The organism is Inhella proteolytica (assembly GCF_016093275.1).
Taxonomy (GTDB): domain Bacteria; phylum Pseudomonadota; class Gammaproteobacteria; order Burkholderiales; family Burkholderiaceae_C; genus Inhella; species Inhella proteolytica.
The window spans coordinates 93,029-111,400 of the sequence record NZ_JAEDAK010000003.1 but is presented as its reverse complement, the minus strand read 5'-3'; the positions used below and the strand labels follow the sequence as shown (position 1 = coordinate 111,400).

Annotated in this window: 14 protein-coding genes and 1 tRNA gene; 7 read left to right on the top strand and 8 right to left on the bottom strand. The window is 70.6% G+C overall.

The window, feature by feature from the left end; genetic code table 11:
- Positions 1–28 precede the first annotated feature (28 nt).
- Complete coding sequence (locus I7X39_RS05635; protein ID WP_198110004.1) at positions 29–781, top strand: MCP four helix bundle domain-containing protein; 753 nt, start codon at positions 29–31, stop codon at positions 779–781.
- Here the strand turns inward: I7X39_RS05635 and I7X39_RS05630 are convergent.
- From I7X39_RS05630 to I7X39_RS05600, 7 genes are all read right to left on the bottom strand, one after another.
- Positions 771–1,382, bottom strand: a complete 612-nt coding sequence (locus I7X39_RS05630; RefSeq protein ID WP_198110003.1) for a LysE family transporter — start codon at positions 1,380–1,382, stop codon at positions 771–773. The two genes, I7X39_RS05635 and I7X39_RS05630, sit on opposite strands and share 11 nt — an antisense overlap.
- A gap of 21 nt (positions 1,383–1,403) precedes the next feature.
- Positions 1,404–2,387, bottom strand: a complete 984-nt coding sequence (locus I7X39_RS05625; RefSeq protein WP_198110002.1) for a quinone oxidoreductase family protein — start codon at positions 2,385–2,387, stop codon at positions 1,404–1,406.
- On the bottom strand, positions 2,388–3,029 hold the full coding sequence (locus I7X39_RS05620) for a histidine phosphatase family protein (protein WP_198110001.1): 642 nt from the start codon (positions 3,027–3,029) through the stop codon (positions 2,388–2,390).
- The gene (locus tag I7X39_RS05615; RefSeq protein WP_198110000.1) at positions 3,011–3,685 is read right to left on the bottom strand and encodes a TVP38/TMEM64 family protein; all 675 of its coding nucleotides are present in this window, start codon (positions 3,683–3,685) and stop codon (positions 3,011–3,013) included. Before I7X39_RS05615 ends, I7X39_RS05620 begins: the two co-directional genes overlap by 19 nt.
- Positions 3,682–7,542 carry a non-ribosomal peptide synthetase gene (locus tag I7X39_RS05610; RefSeq protein WP_198109999.1) on the bottom strand — a complete coding sequence of 1,287 codons (3,861 nt, stop codon included), beginning with the start codon at positions 7,540–7,542 and terminating at the stop codon, positions 3,682–3,684. The genes I7X39_RS05615 and I7X39_RS05610 overlap by 4 nt, the downstream gene beginning before the upstream one ends.
- Positions 7,539–9,344, bottom strand: coding sequence for a cyclic nucleotide-binding and patatin-like phospholipase domain-containing protein (locus tag I7X39_RS05605; RefSeq protein ID WP_198109998.1), 1,806 nt, complete (start codon positions 9,342–9,344; stop codon positions 7,539–7,541). Before I7X39_RS05605 ends, I7X39_RS05610 begins: the two co-directional genes overlap by 4 nt.
- Before the next feature lie 62 nt (positions 9,345–9,406).
- A complete protein-coding gene (locus tag I7X39_RS05600) occupies positions 9,407–10,444 on the bottom strand; it encodes a quinone-dependent dihydroorotate dehydrogenase (RefSeq protein ID WP_198109997.1) in 1,038 nt (345 codons plus the stop codon).
- Between the two features lie 50 nt (positions 10,445–10,494).
- On the opposite strand from I7X39_RS05600, the gene I7X39_RS05595 reads away from it, so the two are divergent.
- Positions 10,495–11,622, top strand: coding sequence for a 3-deoxy-7-phosphoheptulonate synthase (locus tag I7X39_RS05595; RefSeq protein ID WP_198109996.1), 1,128 nt, complete (start codon positions 10,495–10,497; stop codon positions 11,620–11,622).
- Positions 11,619–12,131, top strand: coding sequence for a GNAT family N-acetyltransferase (locus I7X39_RS05590; protein WP_198109995.1), 513 nt, complete (start codon positions 11,619–11,621; stop codon positions 12,129–12,131). The genes I7X39_RS05595 and I7X39_RS05590 overlap by 4 nt, the downstream gene beginning before the upstream one ends.
- A 48-nt stretch (positions 12,132–12,179) precedes the next feature.
- Here the strand turns inward: I7X39_RS05590 and I7X39_RS05585 are convergent.
- A tRNA-Ala gene (locus tag I7X39_RS05585) sits at positions 12,180–12,255 on the bottom strand.
- Between the two features lie 169 nt (positions 12,256–12,424).
- On the opposite strand from I7X39_RS05585, the gene I7X39_RS05580 reads away from it, so the two are divergent.
- The 4 genes from I7X39_RS05580 to dnaE are packed head-to-tail and all read left to right on the top strand — an operon-like array spanning position 12,425 to position 18,369.
- Positions 12,425–12,844, top strand: coding sequence for a rubrerythrin family protein (locus I7X39_RS05580; protein ID WP_198109994.1), 420 nt, complete (start codon positions 12,425–12,427; stop codon positions 12,842–12,844).
- Positions 12,845–12,901: 57 nt separating this feature from the next.
- Complete coding sequence (locus I7X39_RS05575; protein ID WP_198109993.1) at positions 12,902–14,251, top strand: (Fe-S)-binding protein; 1,350 nt, start codon at positions 12,902–12,904, stop codon at positions 14,249–14,251.
- Between the two features lie 4 nt (positions 14,252–14,255).
- Positions 14,256–14,834, top strand: a complete 579-nt coding sequence (locus I7X39_RS05570; protein WP_198109992.1) for a DUF3501 family protein — start codon at positions 14,256–14,258, stop codon at positions 14,832–14,834.
- Positions 14,835–14,856: 22 nt separating this feature from the next.
- Complete coding sequence (gene dnaE / locus I7X39_RS05565; protein ID WP_198109991.1) at positions 14,857–18,369, top strand: DNA polymerase III subunit alpha; 3,513 nt, start codon at positions 14,857–14,859, stop codon at positions 18,367–18,369.
- Positions 18,370–18,372: the final 3 nt, after the last annotated feature.

Below are 18,372 nucleotides of genomic sequence, written 5' to 3'. Positions count from 1 at the left end.
CCGGCGGGGAGGGCAAAAGATGGTGGTGATGCAACACGATCTGGATCGCTCCGTGCAGCGCACGCTGTGCAGGGTTCTGCTGCTGCTTGCCAGCGCCCTGGTGCTGAGCTGCACGACGCTGGTGTTCAGCACGCACCGGCTCGGCCAAGGGTTGCAGACCGTGGTGGACGACCGCGTGCGGCCGCTCAGTGACCTGCATGCCGTCAGCCAGATCCTGAATGTGGAGCTGCCGCGCGTCATCGATCCGGAGCGGCCCTCGGAGGGCCGAAGCGTCGCCGTGGCGCAGGCCTTCGAGCGCCTGCGGCGCCCCTGGGCGGCCTACCAGACCACCTGGCTGACGCCCGAGGAAGCCGAGCTGATGCGCGACGCCCAGCGCCGCCTGACCGAGCTGCAGCGCCTGCTGGAAGCCGCGCCCGCCGCCGCCGAGCGCTACGCGCGCGCCCTGCAACCGCTGAACCAGACCCTGGCCGCACTGATGCATCTGCAGGTGCAGGTGGCCGAGCAGGAGCTGCAGAAAGGCCGGCAACTGGGCGCCACCACCAAGGCCCTGGGCCTGGGGCTGAGCCTGCTGGGCCTGCTGCTGTGCGCCTACGCGCTGCAGCAACTGCGCCAACGCGTGCTGCAGCCCCTGCGTGTGGTGGCCGATGCCGTGGCCACCTTGGCCGCCGGTGAGCGCGCGGACAGCCCGGAGCTCAAGGCCTTGAGCGGCGATTTCGCCGAGGTGGGCGAGCAGCTTCAGCGCTTGCGCCGCAGCCTGGGGCCGCAGAGTCCTACGGCTTGAGCAGGCTGAAGGCCACCCACAGCCCCGTGCCCACCAGCAGGGCGCCGGTCAGCACATCGATGGCGCGCAGCGCCCAGGCCGGCAGCCAGTGGCGGGTGGCGCGCACCAGGGCCACCAGGAAGCACCACCAGGCCAGCGAGCCCAGGAATACCCCCAGCACCAGCGCGTAGGCCGAGCCCCCCTGGCCCGGCTGCCCCAGCGCGGCCACCACGCCCAGAAAGCTCACCAGCGTGGCGGGGTTGGCCAGGGTCAGCAGCAGGGTGCCGGCAAAGGCCGCCCAGGTGCTGCGGGCCGGGGCCGTGGCGCCGGCGGCGGCCGGCGGCTGCAGAAGGCGCCGCCACACGCCCAGGCCCAGCGCCACCAGCAGCAGCGCGCCCAACGCGCGCAGCAGGCTGCCGTGGCTCAGCAGCCAGCCCGTCAGCGTGAGCCCGCTGGCCACCACCAGGCCGTACAGGGCGTCCGCCGTGGCCGCACCCAGCCCGGTGGCCAGGCCCAGGCGCGCGCCCTCGTTCAGGCTGCGGCGGATGCAGAGCATGCCGATGGGCCCTACAGGGGCGGCGATGGCCAGGCCGATGCCGAAGCCTTGGAGCAGGGCGTTCATGGCTGAGAGGCTCTCCGCCCCTCAGGGAATGAGCACGGTGGAGCCGGTGGTGGCGCGCGCTTCCAGTTCGCGGTGCGCGTCCGCCACCTCGCTCAGCGGCCGCACCCGGCCCACGGGGGCGCGCACGGCGCCATTGGCCAGTACTTCGAACAGCTCGTCCGCCATCGCCTGGGTGGATTCGCGCGAGCTCAGGTGCGTGAACAGGGTGGCGCGCGTCAGGTAGAGCGAGCCCTTGGCGGCCAGCATGCCGGGCGCAATGGGCGCCACCGGCCCGCTGGCATTGCCGAAGCAGGCCATCAGGCCGAAGGGGCGCAGGCAGTCGAGCGAGCGCTCGAAGGTGTCCTGGCCAACCGAGTCGTACACCACCTTGACGCCGCGGCCCTCGGTGATGGCCTTGACGCGGGCGACGAAATCCTCGCGCCGGTAGTTGATGGCGTGGGCCGCGCCGTGGTCCAGCGCGAGCTGGCATTTCTCGTCCGAGCCCGCGGTGGCGATCAGCTTCAGGCCCAGGTGCTTCGCCCATTGGCAAGCGATCAGGCCCACGCCCCCGGCGGCGGCATGCCAGAGCAGGAAATCGCCCGCCTGCAGGCCCTGCACGGGCAGGGTCTTGCGCAGCAGGTACTGCACCGTCAGGCCCTTGAGCATGCTGGCGGCGGCCTCTTCGAAGGTGATCGCTTCGGGCAGGCGGCAGACGTTCTGCGCCGGCATCAGGCGCACGTCCGCATAGGCGCCGGGCGGGTTGCTGGCATAGGCCGCGCGGTCGCCCGGCTGCAGGTGCGTGACGCCTTCACCCACCGCCTCGACGAGGCCGGCCGCCTCCATGCCCAGCGCATGCGGCAGCGGCAACGGGTAGAGGCCGGTGCGGTGGTAGACGTCGATGAAGTTCAGCCCGATGGCGCGGTGGCGGATGCGGATCTCGCCCGGGCCGGGCGCACCCAGGCCGCGTTCGACGCGCTGCAGGGCCTCGGGGCCACCGGGGGCGCTGATCTGGTAGGCGTACGACATTCAAACCGTCCTTTCGTCCAGGCTCTGATCGAGGTGATCGTCCAGGCCCATGGCCTCGACCCACCAACGCTCCTGGCGCCAGACAAACCAGTTCAGCGCTGCGTTGCCGAGTGTGACGCCGCGCGGCGCGTCGAAGTCGCCGCCCGTGGCCAGGCGGTGCACGACGTCCAGCACCCCGCCATGGCTCACGGCCAGCACCTGCTGCCCGGCATGGGCCCGTACCAGATCGGCCAGCCAGGCTTCGACGCGGGCGCGGAACTGCGCCAGGGTCTCGCCGCCGGGCGGGGCATAGCCGGGGCGGCGTTGCTGCATCAGCCGGCTGAGCTCAGGATGGCGCGCATCGATCTCTGCCTTCAAAAGGCCCTGCAACTCGCCCAGGTGGCGCTCGCGCAGGCGTTCGTCCAGGCGCAGGGCGTGGCCGTGGGGCTGCGCCAGCGCTTCGGCGGTGGCGCGGGCACGCTGCAGGGGGGAGCTGTAGCAGGCGTCAAAGCGCTCGCCGGCCAGCTCGCGCGCGGCCGCCAGGGCCTGCGCCCGGCCCTCGGCATTCAGGGGCACATCGGTCCAGCCCTGCAGGCGCTGGGCGCGGTTCCAGTCGGTTTCGCCATGGCGCACCAGGCACAGTCTCAAAGGCTTCTCGCCCATCGCTTCAATCCCCAGGTGGCACCCGCCACCAACACCAGCACACCCACCACAAAGGCCCAGCCGGCACCGCTGGGGTGCTGGAGCTGCGCCAGGATCTGCGGCGCCAGCCAGGCCGTCATGCCCGCCATGGGCAGCATGCCCAGCACATTGCCGAGCAGGAAGGGCGCCCAGGCGACCCGCGTGGCGCCCAGTACCAGATTGACCACCGCAAACGGCGCCGCAGGCACCAGGCGCACGGCCACCACGGCCAGCAGGCCGCGCCGCGCCACCAGGGCGTTGAGCGCCTGCACGCGCGGGCCGGCCAGTTGTTCCACCGCGCGCTGGCCCAGCCAGCGGCCGAGCGCGAAGCTGGGCGCGGCGATCAGGCTGCCGCCCGCCAGGCTGAACAGCAGGCCGGGCAGCGGACCCAGGGCCAGCACGGCCAGCAGCACCAGCAGGGAAAGCGGCACCGCCAGGCAGCCGGCCAGCACGAACAGGGCCAGCAGCACGCCATGTCCCATGTCGGCCGCCAGGGCCTGGGCCTGGGCCACCAGACGCAGCGGATCCAGCCATGCGCGCGCTGGGCTGAACTGCCAGGCCAGCGCCAGCCCCAGCAGGGCAATCAGCAGGGCGGCGAGGGCAAGAAGACGGCGGTGGTGGGAACGGGGCGGACTCAAGCAGCGGGCGGGGGCAGGGCGCGGAGCAGGCATTGTGCAAGCCCGCCCACCCGGCCCGGCTCGAAGATCGAGCCGTGCAGGCCTTCCACTTCCTGCACGCGCAGGCTGCCGCTGAGGCTGCGTTGCCAGGGCCCGAACAGCCAGCGCTGCCAGCGCGCCAGGCCGCTGGTGCGGATCAGCAGCACCTCACCCGGGTAGGGGGCGAGCCGGTAGTCCTTCAGGGCCAGCACCTGGCCGACCAGGCCGGCGTCGTTGAACATCGCGCCCAGGCGCCGGCCATTCATCGTCAGTTCCTGCAGCCAGAGCCGGCGCGTGGCCCAGCCCATGGCCTTCCACAGCCAGCCTTGGCGGAACAGCCAGCGCGGGAACACGGAGTCGATCAGCACCACCGACTGCACGGCCACACCCAGTTCGCGCAGGCGCCGCGCGGTTTCCAGCGCCGCCACGCCGCCGACCGAAAAGCCCGCCAGGCGCACCGGCCGGCCGCCGGCCTGAGCGGCGATGTGCTGGGCATAGGCCTCGGCCAGGTCGGCCATGCTGTGCAGCGGCAGCTGGCGCGGCGGCTGCAGCATCTGCACGTTCAGCTGGGGCGCCAGGGCCTGGGCCAGGGTTTGGAAGCGCAGCAGGTCGCCATGGCCGCTGGCGGCCAGGTAGAGGGTGTCGGCCTCGGGCTCATCGGCGTGCGAGAGCGCCAGCGCCAGCTGCGTCTCGCTGGGCGCGGCGGCGGCGCGCAGTGCCGGGTCGCCGGCCAGCATCAGGGCCTGGGCCAGGGCGGCCACCGAGGGGGCCTGGGCCAGCATCTGCAGCGTGGGGTGCAGGCCGGTGCGCTTCTCGATCGCCAGCAGCAGGTCCAGCGCGGCGAGCGAATCGCCGCCGTACTCGAAGAAGTCGTCGTCCAGGCCGAGCTCGGGGTCCTGCAGGGCCTGCCGCATCAGCTCCAGCAGCGCCTGCTCCAGCGGGCTGGCGGGCGCACGGTGGTGGTGGGCGCGTGGCGCCTCGGCCTGGGGCAGGGCCTTCAGGTCCACCTTGGCGCTGCCGGGCAACAGGGGCAGGGCGGGCAGCAGGCTCCAGTGGGTGGGCTGCATGTAGTCGGGCAGCGCGGTGCGCAGGCCCAGCTGCAGGGTGTGCAGGTCCAGATCGGCCGGGCTCAGCCAGGCCTGCAGGGCGCGCCGGCCGCCCACCTCGACAGGCTGCACGCAGGCCTCGCGCACGCCGGGCAGGCTCAGCAGCGCAGTCTCCACCTCGGCCAGCTCGATGCGGTAGCCGCGCAGCTTGACCTGCCGGTCCGCGCGGCCGGCGAACTGCAGCCGGCCCTCGCCGTCCCACCAGGCGCGGTCACCGCTGCGGTACATGCGTCCTCCCGGCACGAAGGGGTCGGGCGCGAAGGCGGCGGCGTCCAGCTCCGGTCGGTGCAGGTAGCCCTCGGCCAGGGTGCGGCCGCCGATCCACAGCTCGCCCACGGCGCCGAAGGGCAGGGGCTGGCGCTGGGCGTCCAGCACGTAGAGCCGGGTGTCGTCCACCGGCGCGCCGATGGGCAGCACGGGGGCCGGGTCGTCGGGCCGGCAGGCCCAGGCGCTGGCAAAGATGCAGGCCTCGGTGGGGCCGTAGACGTTCCAGAGCTGGGCGCGCGTGAGGCGCAGCCAGCGCTCGGCCAGCGCCGGCGCCAGTACCTCGCCGCCGCAGCAGGCCACGCGCAGCTTGATGCGCGCGCGCTCGGCCTCGGGCAGGGCCTCCAGGCCGTCGAGCAGGCGCTGCAGCGTGGTGGGCACCAGGGCCGAGAGCGTGCAGCCATGGCGCGCCGCGAAGGCGGCCCAGGTTTCCGGTGCCTGCCGGCCCGGCGGCGGCAGGGCCACGGAGCCGCCGTGGATGAGCGGCAGCAGCAGTTCGATCAAGGCCGGATCGAAGCCGGACTGCGTGCCCTGCAGGCTGCGGTCGGCCGGGGTGATGTCCCACACGCGTGAGAGCCAGCCCAGGCGCCGCGCCAGCGCGCCATGGCTCACCGCCACGCCCTTGGGCCAGCCGCTGCTGCCGCTGGTGAAGAGCACATAGGCGAGCTGGCCTTCCTGCGGCAGCGGCGGCAGGTGCGCGTCGTCGCCCCGCGCGGGCAGGTGCAGCACTGGCACGCCAAAGCGCGCCCAGCGCGGCTCGGCCGGGGCGATCAGCAGGCGCACGCCGGCGTCCTCAAGGATCTGCTCCAGGCGCGCGTCCGGGCAGTCCGGGTCCAGCGGCAGGAAGGCCGCGCCAGCGCGCGCCACCGCCAGCAGGGCCAGCACCAGCTCGGGCGAGCGCGGCAGCGCCAGCGCCACCCGATCACCCGGCTGCACGCCCTGCCGTACCAGGGCGCCGGCGAGCTGGCGCACCTGGGCGGCCAGTTCACCGAAGCGCAGCGCGCCGCCGTCCCATACCAGGGCCAAGCTCAGGGGGTGCAGGGCGGCTTGTTCGCAAAAGCGCTGGATAAAGCTGGGGGCCGGGTCCAGGCTGGCGAGGTCGCGGTGCGGGCCCTCAATCAGCGCGCGCCACTCGGCGGCGTCCAGCAGCGGCAGTTCGCCCACGGGCCGCTGCGGCTCGGCGGCCAGGCGTTCCAAGAGGCCGCGCAGGCGCCGCGCCAGCAGGTCCAGCTCGCGCGGCTCCAGGTGGGCGCGGCTGCCTTCGAACACCAGCTCGATGTCGCGTGAGGCGCCGAAATCGCACACCGTGAGCGAGAGCGGGTAGCGCGCAAAGCCGGCAAAGCGCTGGCGCGCCGCCACCAGCTGGGCGGCGCCGTAGCGCAGGTCGTAGTCCTGGCGCTCGAAGCTGAGCAGCAGGTCAAAGGGGGCGTCGCGGCCGGCGCGCATCAGCTGCAGCTCGCGCGCCAGCGCGCTGATGGGATAGCGCGCATGGCGCATGGCGCGGCGCAGCTGGCGGCCCACGGTGGCCATCAGCTCCAGGCCGGTCTGCGCCGCGTCCACCGGGATGCGCAGCGGCAGCACGCCCACGTACATGCCGATGGCGGCGCGGTGCGCGCGCCCGCTGCGGTTCAGCGCCGGCACGCCGATCACCACCTCGCTCAAGCCTTGCACGCGGGCGAAGTACAGCGCCAGCGCGGCGGCCACCAGCGCGAACTCGGTTTGGGCCACCGGCGCCGCCGCCGCGCCCCAGGCGGCGTACTGGCTGCGCGGCAGCAGGGCGTGGTGCAGCAGGGCAGCCGGGGGCAAGGGGCTGGTGGCGTCTTGCTGGCGGCGCGGCAGCAGCACCGGCGGGGCCTCGGGCAGCTCGCTGCGCCAGAAGGCGGCGTCGGCGGCCCATTGCGGCCCCTGGCGGTAGCTGGCGCTGCCCTCGATCTGTTCGCGGTAGACCTCGCCATCGGCGGGCGGCGCGGCTTCGCCGTGCACCAGCGCGCTGTAGAGCTCGCCCCAGCGGCGCAGGAACTGCGCGGTGGCCGCGCCGTCCATGATCAGGTGGTGCGAGAGCAGCAGGATGCCGAGCAGCTCCGGGTGCTCGGGGAAGCGCATCAGGTCCACCCGCCACGGTGGGGCGCTGCCCAGCGGGCAGGGCTGGGCGGTGGCGGCGATCCAGGCCTGGTGCAAGGCCTCTTCGGGCGGCAGCCCGGGCGTGGCGGGCAGCTCGCGCAGCACCGGCTCATAGACCGGCAGCAGCAGTTGCTCCTCGCGGCTGGGCTGGGGCACCAGGCGCAGGGCCAGCTGCTCGGCGGCCAGCTGATGCAGCGCCTGCTGCAGGCGCGGCAGCTCGATGCGCCCGCGCAGCATGGTGGTGCCGCCCACCCAGAGATGCGGGCTCGCCGGCCAGGCGCGCTGGTCCAGCCAGACTTCCTGCTGGGCCTGGCTGAGGGGCAGGGTCTGGGGGGCGGGGCGGCTCACTCGAAGATGCGGCTCAGGTCCCAGCGGGCAATCTCGGCACGCGCGTACTCGTAGCCGCGCTGCACCACTTCCTCGGCGCGCTTGTAGGCCATGAGCGAGAAGTCCGAGACCGGCGGCTCCAGGTAGAAGTCCGACAGACCCATGGTCTTGCCGCGCTGCGTCAGCCCGCCCATGTGGCCGGCGCGGTAGAGGATCTCGCCGATGCCAGGCAGGGGCTGGCCGTTGCTCTTCTGGCCGCGCAGCTTGGCCCAGGGCGAGAGCCGGTCCACGTCCTCGGCCACGCTCAGCGGCTCACGCACGTCCACATCGATGGCGATCACCGTGCCATTGCCGCGCCGGCGCTCCAGCGGCGTGCCCAGGCGCTGGCGCATGGCCTCCACCGGCACGTTGTCCAGGATGGCGCCGTCGACCAGCAGGTCGCCGTTGTAGAGCACCGGCGGCAGCAGGCCGGCCGGGCTGTTGCTGGCCAGCACGGCGCGCCACAGCGGGCCTTGGTCCAGCACCGTGGTGCAGGCGCGGCTGAGGTTGCAGGCGGCTGTGAAGAAGGGCAGCCAGAGCCCATCCACTTGGGCCTCGGCATTGCCCAGCTGGCAGAGCTGCTTGAGGTCGCGTTCCATGCGCCGGCCGCTGAGCAGCGAGACCACCGGCACGGTGGGCCGCTCGCCGCCGGCGGCGAACTCGACGATGCGCCCGCGGATCTCGGCCAGTGAATGGCCGAGCGCGTACTGCGAACCGATCAGCGCGCCCATGCTGTTGCCGCCCACCAGGTCGATGGGGATGCCGGCCTCGCCCAGTGCCTGGATGACGCCCAGGTGCGCAAAGCCGCGCGCGCCGCCGCCGCCCAGCACCACGCCTACGGCGCGGCCGGTCAGGAAGCGCGCCAGGCGCTCGGCATCGCCGCGCTGGCCGCGGCGCATCAGCAGCACGCGCTCGATGGCGCTGCGCTCCTTGCGCCAGGGCGCCGGGGCGCTGGGGCGCACGGTGTCCGGCCCGTGCAGCAGCACCAGATGCTGGCGCTTGAACTCGAAGCCCGGCTCCTCGCGCAGCTTGCGCTCGAAGGCGCTGGGCAGCGGGCTGTGGCTGGGGCTGGAGACGAACACCACCTGATCGGCCTGGCGCAACGCAAAGCGCGTCCAGGCGCTGGGCTGGGCTTCGGCGCGGATCAGCAGCACCTCGGCCTCGGTCTCCAGCTGCTCGATGCGCTGCTGCGCCAGCAGCAGGTCAAAGCCGGTTTCGCCGGGCTCCAGGAGGCGGCCGCTGACGCCCAGAGCGCTCAGCAGGTCCTGCGCCAGCGCGTGGGATTCCTCGCCCGGGTGCAGCGGCACGAGGGCCACGCATTGGGCGCGGCGGCGTTCCTGCAGCTGCTGGATGTGGCGCAGGTAATGGAACAGCGCCTGCGAGAACAGGTGGTTGAAGGCGATCGGCTCGGCTCGCAGCAGGGCCTCGAAGCCCTGGCGGTCCAGCCGGGCGATGTGCGAATCGCGCAGCGCGATCAGGTTGGCCGGGCGCGGCTGGCCCAGCATCAGGCCGGCTTCGCCCTGGCTTTCACCCGGGCAGAGCTCGTTGTAAAGCAGCAGATTGCCGCGCGCATCCACCCGCGTGACGCGCAGCCGCCCGGTCAGCACGATCACCAGGCTGTCCGAGGCCTCGCCCTCGCGGAACACATGGCTGCCGGCCTCCACGGCCTCAACCCGCAACTGCCCCACCAGCAGGTCCAGATGCGCAGGGGCCAGCGCGCCGAACAGCTTGCTGGCGCGCAGGACCGAATGGACTTGATCGGAAAGCGGGGCGGTGGGGCTCATCGTGGCGGCCTGGAGCCGCTACGGTGACACAGATTTCAGCCGCCGCGCCCCAGGGCGCACCCTCAGCCCCGCAATGCCAGCGCCGCCTCGCGCACCAAGGCGGAACCCTTGTAGATCAGCCCGGTGTAGATCTGCACCAGATCGGCGCCGGCGGCGCGCTTGCTCTGGGCGTCCGCCCCGCTCAGCACTCCGCCCACGCCGATGATGGGGTAGCCCGCGCCCAGCGCCGCGCGCAGCTGGGCGATGACGCGGTTGCTGGCCGCCAGCACCGGCGCACCGGAAAGCCCGCCGGCCTCGGCGGCATGGCGGTGGCCGGCCACGGCGTCGCGCGCCAGCGTGGTGTTGGTGGCGATGACGCCGTCCACGCCGCAGTCCTTCAGAGTCTGGGCGATCACCTGCACCTGGCTGTCCTCCAGATCGGGGGCGATCTTGACGAACAGCGGCACCTTGCGGCCCAGGCGACGTGCCAGCTCCTCGCGCTTGGTCATCAGGGCATCCAGCAGGGCCTTCAGCGCTGCGTCGCTCTGAAGGCTGCGCAGGTTCGCGGTGTTGGGGCTGGAGATGTTGACGGTGACGTAGTCGGCATGCGGGTACACGCCCTCCAGCCCCTTGAGGTAGTCGCTCGCCGCGTCCTCGATCGCCGTGGCGGCGTTCTTGCCGATGTTCAGACCCAGGATGCCGCCCTTGGCACGGAAGCGCGTGCTGCGCTGCACGTTGGCCAGAAAGCTCTCCAGGCCTTCGTTGTTGAAGCCGAGGCGGTTGATGAGGGCCTTGTGCTCGGGCAGGCGGAACATGCGCGGCTTGGGGTTGCCCGGCTGGCCCTTGGGGGTGACGGTGCCGACCTCGATGAAACCGAAGCCCATGGCCCCCAGGCCGTCGATGGCACGGCCGTTCTTGTCCAGGCCGGCGGCCAGGCCCACGCGGTTCGGGAAGCGCAGGCCGGCCAGGCTCACCGGGTCTTCCACGCGCGGCTGTGCCCAGCTGCATTCCAGCGGCGTGCGCTGGAAGCGCTCCAGGTTCGCCAGGGTCAGTTCGTGGGCGTGCTCCGGGTCCAGAGCGAACAGGGCGGGGCGGGCGAGGGCGTAGGGGATCAGCGACATCAGAGGGAAGGCCTGGGCAACAATCGGCCGGATTCTCTCTTGCAGCCCCCATGAAGAACCTCGACAACCCCGTGCGCGACCTTGAAGCTGGCTCGATTGACGCCACCTTCGACGCCACCCGCACCGACGACACCCGCATCCGCGCCGTGCGCCCCCTCATCAGCCCGGCCCTGCTGCTGGACGAACTGCCGGTGCGCGAGGGCGAGCTGAACCTGGTGGAGCGCACCCGCACCGACATCGGCCGCGTGCTGCGCGGCGAGGACGACCGGCTGATCGCCATCGTCGGCCCGTGCAGCATCCACGACCACGACCAGGCGCTGGATTACGCCCGCCTGCTCAAGCGCTGTGCCGACGACATGGCCGGCGAGCTGGTGGTGGTGATGCGGGTCTATTTCGAGAAGCCCCGTACCACCGTGGGCTGGAAGGGTTACATCAACGACCCCCTGCTGGACGGCAGCTTCCGCATGAACGAAGGCCTGCGCCTGGCGCGCCGCCTGCTGCTGGACGTGACCGCACTGGGCCTGCCCGCCGGCACCGAGTTCCTGGACCTGCTCTCGCCCCAGTACATCGCCGACCTGATCGCCTGGGGGGCGATCGGCGCGCGCACCACCGAGAGCCAGAGCCACCGCCAGCTCGCCAGCGGCCTCAGCTGCCCGGTGGGCTTCAAGAACGGCACCGACGGCAGCGTCAAGATCGCTGCCGACGCCGTGCTGGCCGCCAAGAGCGGCCACGCCTTCATGGGCATGACCAAGATGGGCGCCGCCGCCATCTTCGAAACCCGCGGCAACGACGACTGCCACCTGATCCTGCGCGGCGGCAAGACGCCCAACTACGACGCCGCCAGCATCGAAGCCGCCTGCCAGGTGCTCGCCGCCTCCGGCGTGCGCCAGAGCGTGATGGTGGACTGCAGCCACGGCAACAGCAGCAAGCAGTACGAACGCCAGATCGAGGTGGGCCGCGACGTGGCGCGCCAGATCAGCGCCGGCGAGCGCCGCATCTGCGGCGTGATGATCGAAAGCCATCTGCAGCCCGGCCGCCAGGACCATGTGGAAGGCCAGCCCAAGACCAGCCTCAAGCCCGGCGTCTCCATCACCGACGCCTGCCTGGGCTGGGCCCAGACCGAACCCCTGCTGCGCGAACTGGCCGCGGCCGTGAAGGCGCGCCGCGCCGCCGCTTGAGCCCGATCCGGGCGCTGCGGCCGGCCGACCTGCCCGCGCTGCTGCGCGTGCAGCTGGCCTGCTACGGCCCCGGCTTCAACGAAACCGAGGCGGTATTCGCCGCCCGGCTGCGCCAGAGCCCGCAGACCGCCTGGTGCGTCGACGACACGGCGCGTCCGGGCGAACTGGCGGCCTACCTCGTGGGCTACCCGAGCCGGTTCGGCAAGATCACCCCGCTGCACGGTGAATTCGAGCCGGCGCTCTCGCCCGACTGCCTGTACCTGCACGATCTGGCGGTTTCACCGCTGTGCCAGGGCCAGGCCCTGGGCCCGCGCTTGGTGCGGCACGCATGGGCCGAAGCCCAGCGGCTGTGGGGCCTGCAGGTCTCCGCCCTGGTGGCCGTGCAGGGCTCGCTGCCTTTCTGGCAGCGCCTGGGCTACCGGGTGCTGGAACCGCAAGAAGGCGAGATGCAAAGGGGCTTGGCTGGCTACGGCCCCGACGCCCGCTACTGCGTTCTGCAAAGCGGCTGAAAAGCAAAAGGGCCTGGTCGATGACCAGGCCCTTTTGCTTTGAACTTGTGGTGGAGAGGAGGAGGATCGAACTCCCGACCTTCGCATTGCGAACGCGACGCTCTCCCAGCTGAGCTACCCCCCCACAGAAGAGGCCAAGACTGTAGCACAGCCCCCGGCGCGGGCCTGCCGCGCGCATAGCGGCCTCCTATCCGAACTATTGCGAACCCTTATTGGTGGCCGTGCGGCGATTGGGGTAGCGTCATCGCGCTCCGCCATCTGGCGGTTCTTCCGTTCACCTTGGAGAGACAGACATGGGACTCAAAGGATCGAAGACCGAGCAGAACCTGAAGGACGCGTTCGCCGGTGAATCGCAGGCCAACCGGCGCTACCTCTACTTCGCCAACAAGGCCGATGTGGAAGGGCAGAACGATGTGGCGGCGCTGTTCCGCTCCACCGCCGAAGGCGAAACCGGCCACGCGCACGGGCACCTGGAGTTTTTGGAGCAGGTGGGCGACCCGGCCACCGGGCTGCCGATCGGCAACACGCGCCAGAACCTGGCCGCGGCCATTGCCGGCGAGACCCATGAGTACACCGACATGTACCCGGGCATGGCCAAGACGGCGCGCGACGAGGGCTTTGACGAGATTGCCGACTGGTTCGAGACCTTGGCCAAGGCCGAGCGTTCGCACGCGAACCGCTACGCCAAGGCGCTGGAGCAACTGGTCGACTGAAGATGCGAGCTGATCGGAGTGCGGCGCCTGCGGGCGCCGCTTTTGCAAGGAGGCGGCATGGACAAGCGCGAAGGCAATCTGGAAGCCCCGACCCGCCACCCGGTGGACTGGAAGAACCCGGCCTTCTACGACGAGCAGGCCTGCCTGGACGAGATGGGGCGGATCTTCGACATCTGCCACGGCTGCCGCCGCTGTGTGAGCTTGTGCCAGAGCTTCCCGACCCTTTTTGACCTGGTGGACGCGACCAGCGACGGCGAACTGCACGAGGTCAAGCGCACGGACTACTGGAAGGTCGTCGACCAGTGCTACCTCTGCGACCTCTGCTACCTGACCAAATGCCCCTACGTGCCGCCGCACGCCTGGAACCTCGACTTCCCGCACACCATGCTGCGCGCCAAGGCGATCCAGTTCAAGCGGGGCGAGGTGGGGGCCGGGGCGCGCTTCCTGGCTAGCACCGATGTGCATGGCAGTTTCGCCGGCATTCCCATCGTGGTGCAGACGGTCAACGCCGTGAACCGCACTGGCCTGGCGCGCAAGGCCATGGACGGACTTCTTGGCGTGCACCCCGAGGCCTGGATGCCCGAATTGGCCACGCAACGCTTTCGCTGGGGCGCCGCGAAATCGCCCGCCCAGGTCTGCACCAACGGCGAGCGCACGCCGGGCAAGGTGGCGATCTTTTCCACCTGCTATGTGAACTACAACGAGCCCGGCATCGGCCACGATCTGCTGAAGATCCTGGCGCACAACGACATCCCCTACGTCATCGTCGAGAAGGAGGCCTGCTGCGGCATGCCCAAGTTCGAGCTCGGCGATCTGGAGTCCGTCGAGAAGCACAAGGACAAGAACATCCCTGTGCTGGCCCGCTATGCGGCCGAGGGCTACGCCATCCTCTCGGCCATCCCCAGCTGCACGCTGATGTTCAAGCAGGAGCTGCCGCATCTGTTCCCCGAAGAAGCGGCGGTGCAGGCCGTCAAGGCGGCGGTCTGGGACCCCTTCGAGTACCTGATGGCCCGCCACAAGGACGGGCTGCTGAAGCTGGACTTCAAGACCGCGCTCGGCCGGGTCAGCTACCACATCGCCTGCCACGGCCGGGTGCAGAAGATCGGGCGCAAGACCGAGGAAATGTTCAAGCTCATCGGCCAGAGCGTCAGCGTGCAGCTCAACACCGTCGAGCGCTGCTCCGGCCATGCCGGTACCTATGGTGTGAAAACGGCGCACCACCTGGACGCACTGAAGATCGGCAAGCCCGTGTTCAAGGCCATGGCCAAAGATGAGCCCGATGTCATCAGCAGTGACTGCGCGCTGGCCGGCCACCACATTGCCCAGGGCATGCAACAGGCCGGCACGCCGGCCAAGGCCCTGGCCCACCCGCTGACCCTGATGCGCCGCGCCTATGGCGTGGAGTGAGCCCATGTCCATCACCGCCGATTCCCTGCAAAGCCTGGAAGCCTGGAGCAAGGCCCGTAAGACCCTGCGGCCGGAGCTGATTGCGCACCGCCGCCGGCGCAGCGTGCCCCTGGGCGAGCACATGAACCTGCAGTTCGAGGACGAACGCACCATCCGCTACCAGATCCAGGAGATGCTGCGCATCGAAAAGATCTTCGAGGAGGAGGGCATCCAGGCCGAGATCGACGCCTATGCCCCGCTGGTGCCCGATGGCACGAACTGGAAGGCGACGATGCTGCTGGAGTACCCCGACCCGCACGAGCGCAAGCGCGAGCTGGCGCGGCTGGTGGGTGTGGAGGACAGGATGTTCGTGGAGGTGGAAGGGCACGCGCGGGTCTACGCCATCGCCGACGAAGACCTGGAACGCGAGACGCCCGAGAAGACCTCCTCGGTGCACTTCCTGCGCTTCGAGTTCAGCGCCGCGCAGCGCGAAGCCATTCTTGCCGGCGCTGCCGTGCGCCTGGGCTGCGACCACACGAACTACCCGGCGCACCTGAGCCTCCCGGCCGAGACCCTGGCCAGCCTGGCGGGCGACCTGCGCTGAACCCCGGCGGCACAATGCCGCGATGACGTTTTGCCATCTCCGCGCCCACACCGAATTCGCCGTCGTGGACGGCACCTTGCGCATCGACGACGCCGTCAAGGCCGCTGCCAAGGACAACCAGCCGGCCATGGCCATCACCGACCTCGCCAACCTCTTCGGCGCGGTCAAGTTCTACAAGGCCGCGCGCAAGAAGGGCGTCAAACCCATCCTGGGGGCGGACTGCTGGCTGGAGCCCGAGGGGGCGCAGCTGCCCGGCACGCCGCCGCAGGCGCCGGCGCGCGTGCTGCTGCTGGTGCAGAACAGCCAGGGCTACCTGAACCTGTGCGAGCTGCTCAGCCGCGCCTGGGTAGGCAATGTGATCCGCAACCAGGCCTGCCTGAAGCGGGAGTGGCTGGCCGAGCTGAACGGGGGGCTGATCTGCCTCTCGGGCTTTGCCAGCGGTCCGCTGGCTGCGCCGCTGCAGGCGGGTGACACCGCCAAGGCCGACGCCATCGCGCAGGAACTGGCAGCCGCCTTCTCCGGGCGCTTCTACGTCGAACTGCAGCGCGTGCAGGGCCAGCTGAACGAGCGCCTGCTGCGCGCCAGCTGCCTGCTCGCCAGCCGCCTGGGCCTGCCGGTGGTGGCCACGCACCCGATCCAGTTCCTGGAGGAGGAGGAATTCACCGCCCACGAGGCACGTGTCTGCATTGCTGAGGGCGAGACCCTGGACAACCCCAAGCGCGTCAAGCGCTTCACGCCGGACCAGCACTTCAAAAGCCAGGCCGAAATGGCGGCGCGCTTTGCCGACATTCCGGTGGCGCTGGCCAACACGCTGGCGATTGCCGAGCGCTGCTCGATTGAGCTGGTGCTGGGCAAGCCGCGCCTGCCGGACTTCCCCACGCCGCTGCTGGAGGACGGCACGCGCATGCCGATGGCGGACTACTTCCGCCAGCTCAGCTTCGAGGGCCTCGAGGCCCGGCTGCAGCATCTGTACCCGAACGAGGCCAAGCGCGCGGCCGAGCGCCCGCGCTATGTGGAGCGCCTGGAGTTCGAGCTGGCCACTATCATCAAGATGGGCTTCCCGGGCTACTTCCTGATCGTGGCGGACTTCATCACCTGGGCCAAGGCGAATGGCTGCCCGGTGGGCCCGGGCCGGGGCTCGGGCGCGGGTTCGCTGGTGGCCTACGCGCTCTCCATCACCGACCTGGACCCGCTGGCCTACAACCTGCTGTTCGAGCGCTTCCTGAATCCTGAGCGCGTCTCGATGCCCGACTTCGACATCGACTTCTGCCAGGGCAACCGGGATCGCGTGATCGACTACGTGAAGGACAAGTACGGCCGCGATGCAGTGAGCCAGATCGCCACCTTCGGCACCATGGCCGCCAAGGCGGCGCTGCGCGACGTGGGCCGCGTGCTGGGCATGAGCTACGGGCATGTGGACGGCATCGCCAAGCTCATTCCGGCACCGCCGGGCAAGACCGTGACCCTGGCCAAGGTGCCTGAAAAGCCCGACACCAGCATCATCTACGCGCGCCAGGAGGCGCCCGAGCTGGAACAGCGTGAGGCCGCGGAAGAGGAGGTGGCCACGCTCTTGGGCCTGGCCACGCAGGTCGAGGGCATCGTGCGCAACATCGGCATGCACGCCGGGGGCGTGCTGATCGCTCCGGGCAAGATCACCGACTTCTGCCCGCTCTACCAGCAGCCCGGCAGCGACTCGGCGGTGAGTCAGTACGACAAGGACGACGTCGAGGCCATCGGCCTGGTGAAGTTCGACTTTCTGGGTCTGGCCACGCTCACCATCCTGGAGCTGGCCAAGAAGTACATCTGCGACAAGCTCAAGCCCGACTTCGCCTACGAGAACCTGCCGATCGACGACGCCAAGACCTACAAGCTCTTCAGCGACGGCAAGACCGAGGCGGTGTTCCAGTTTGAATCCAGCGGCATGCAGAAGATGCTGCGCGAGGCCAAGCCCACGCGCCTGGAGGACCTGATCGCGCTGAACGCCATGTTCCGCCCGGGCCCGCTGGAGAACATCCCGAGCTTCTGCGCGCGCAAGAACGGCAAGGAAAAGATCGAGTACCCGCACGAGCTGCTGGGCCAGGTGCTGAACGAGACCTACGGCATCTTCGTGTACCAGGAGCAGGTGATGCAGGCCGCGCAGCTGATGGGCGGCTACAGCCTGGGCGGCGCCGACCTGCTGCGCCGTGCCATGGGCAAGAAGAAGGCCGAGGAGATGGCCCAGCACCGCGAGATCTTCCGCACCGGTGCGGCCAAGCTCAGCATCAGCACCGAGAAGGCCGACGAGGTCTTCGACCTGATGGAGAAGTTCGCCGGCTACGGCTTCAACAAGAGCCATGCCGCTGCCTACTCGCTGCTGGCGTACCACACCGGCTACATCAAGGTGCACTACACGGCCGAGTTCTTCGCGGCCAACATGACGATCGAATCGGACAACACGGACAAGCTCAAGATCCTGTTGGCCGACGCCAAGGCCTTCGGCATCGATTTCCAGCCGCCCTGCGTGAACCGCAGCGAGCTGAAGTTCGTGCCGCTGGGCAAGAAGCTGATCAGCTACGGCCTGGGGGCCATCAAGGGCACGGGCGCGGGTGCCATCGAAGTGATCGAGCGCGTGCGCCGCGAGGGCGGGCCCTTCAAGAGCCTGTTCGACTTCTGCGCCCGCATGGACCGCCGCACGGTGAACAAGCGTGTCGTCGAGGCCCTGGTGAAGGCCGGCGCCTTCGACACCCTGCACACCGAGCGCGAGCGCGTGCTGGAGTCCGTCGGCCTGGCCTTCCAGCATGCCGAGCAGCTGGAGGCCAATGCCGCCCAGGGCGGCCTGTTCGACTTCGCGGATGCCCCGGCCAGCGAGCCCGATCTGCTCGAGGCCAAGCCCTGGGGCGTGCGCGAGCGCCTGAGCCTGGAGAAGGCGGCGATCGGCTTCTACCTGAGCGGCCATCTGTTCGATGAGCACGCCGCCGAGGTGCGCCGCCTGGTGCCCAAGCAGCTCAACGAGCTGGAGGACAGCCGCGAGCCCACGCTGATCACCGGCATCGTCTCGGACCTGCGCGTCATCAATGGCGCACGGGGTCGCGTGGCGATCTTCAAACTCGACGACGGCAGCGGCGTGCTGGAGGTGGCCTGCAACGGCGAGCTCTACGACCAGCACAAGGAGCTGCTGACCGAGGACACCCTGGTGCTGGTGCAGGCCAATGTGCGCTTCGACCGCTTCAGCGGCGGCCTGCGCGCCAATGCCCAGCAGGTGCTGGACCTGGCCGGTGCGCGCGCCCGTTTCGCCAAGGCGCTGCGCGTGGAGCTGCCACGGCCCAGCGAGGCCCAGGTGGCGGCGCTGAAGGCCTGGGTACTGCGCCACCCGCCGCAGACCGTGGCGCATGAAGAGGGCCGCGTGCAGCGTGGCCTGCCCATCCGCTGGAGCCTGCAGCTGCCGGGTGTGGCGGCGGATGTGGAGCTGGGCGCGGCCTCGCTGCACTGGCCCAGCGATGCCGCACTGTTGGAGTTGCAGCACATCGGCCTGCCAGCCCAGCTGGTGTACCGATAAGCT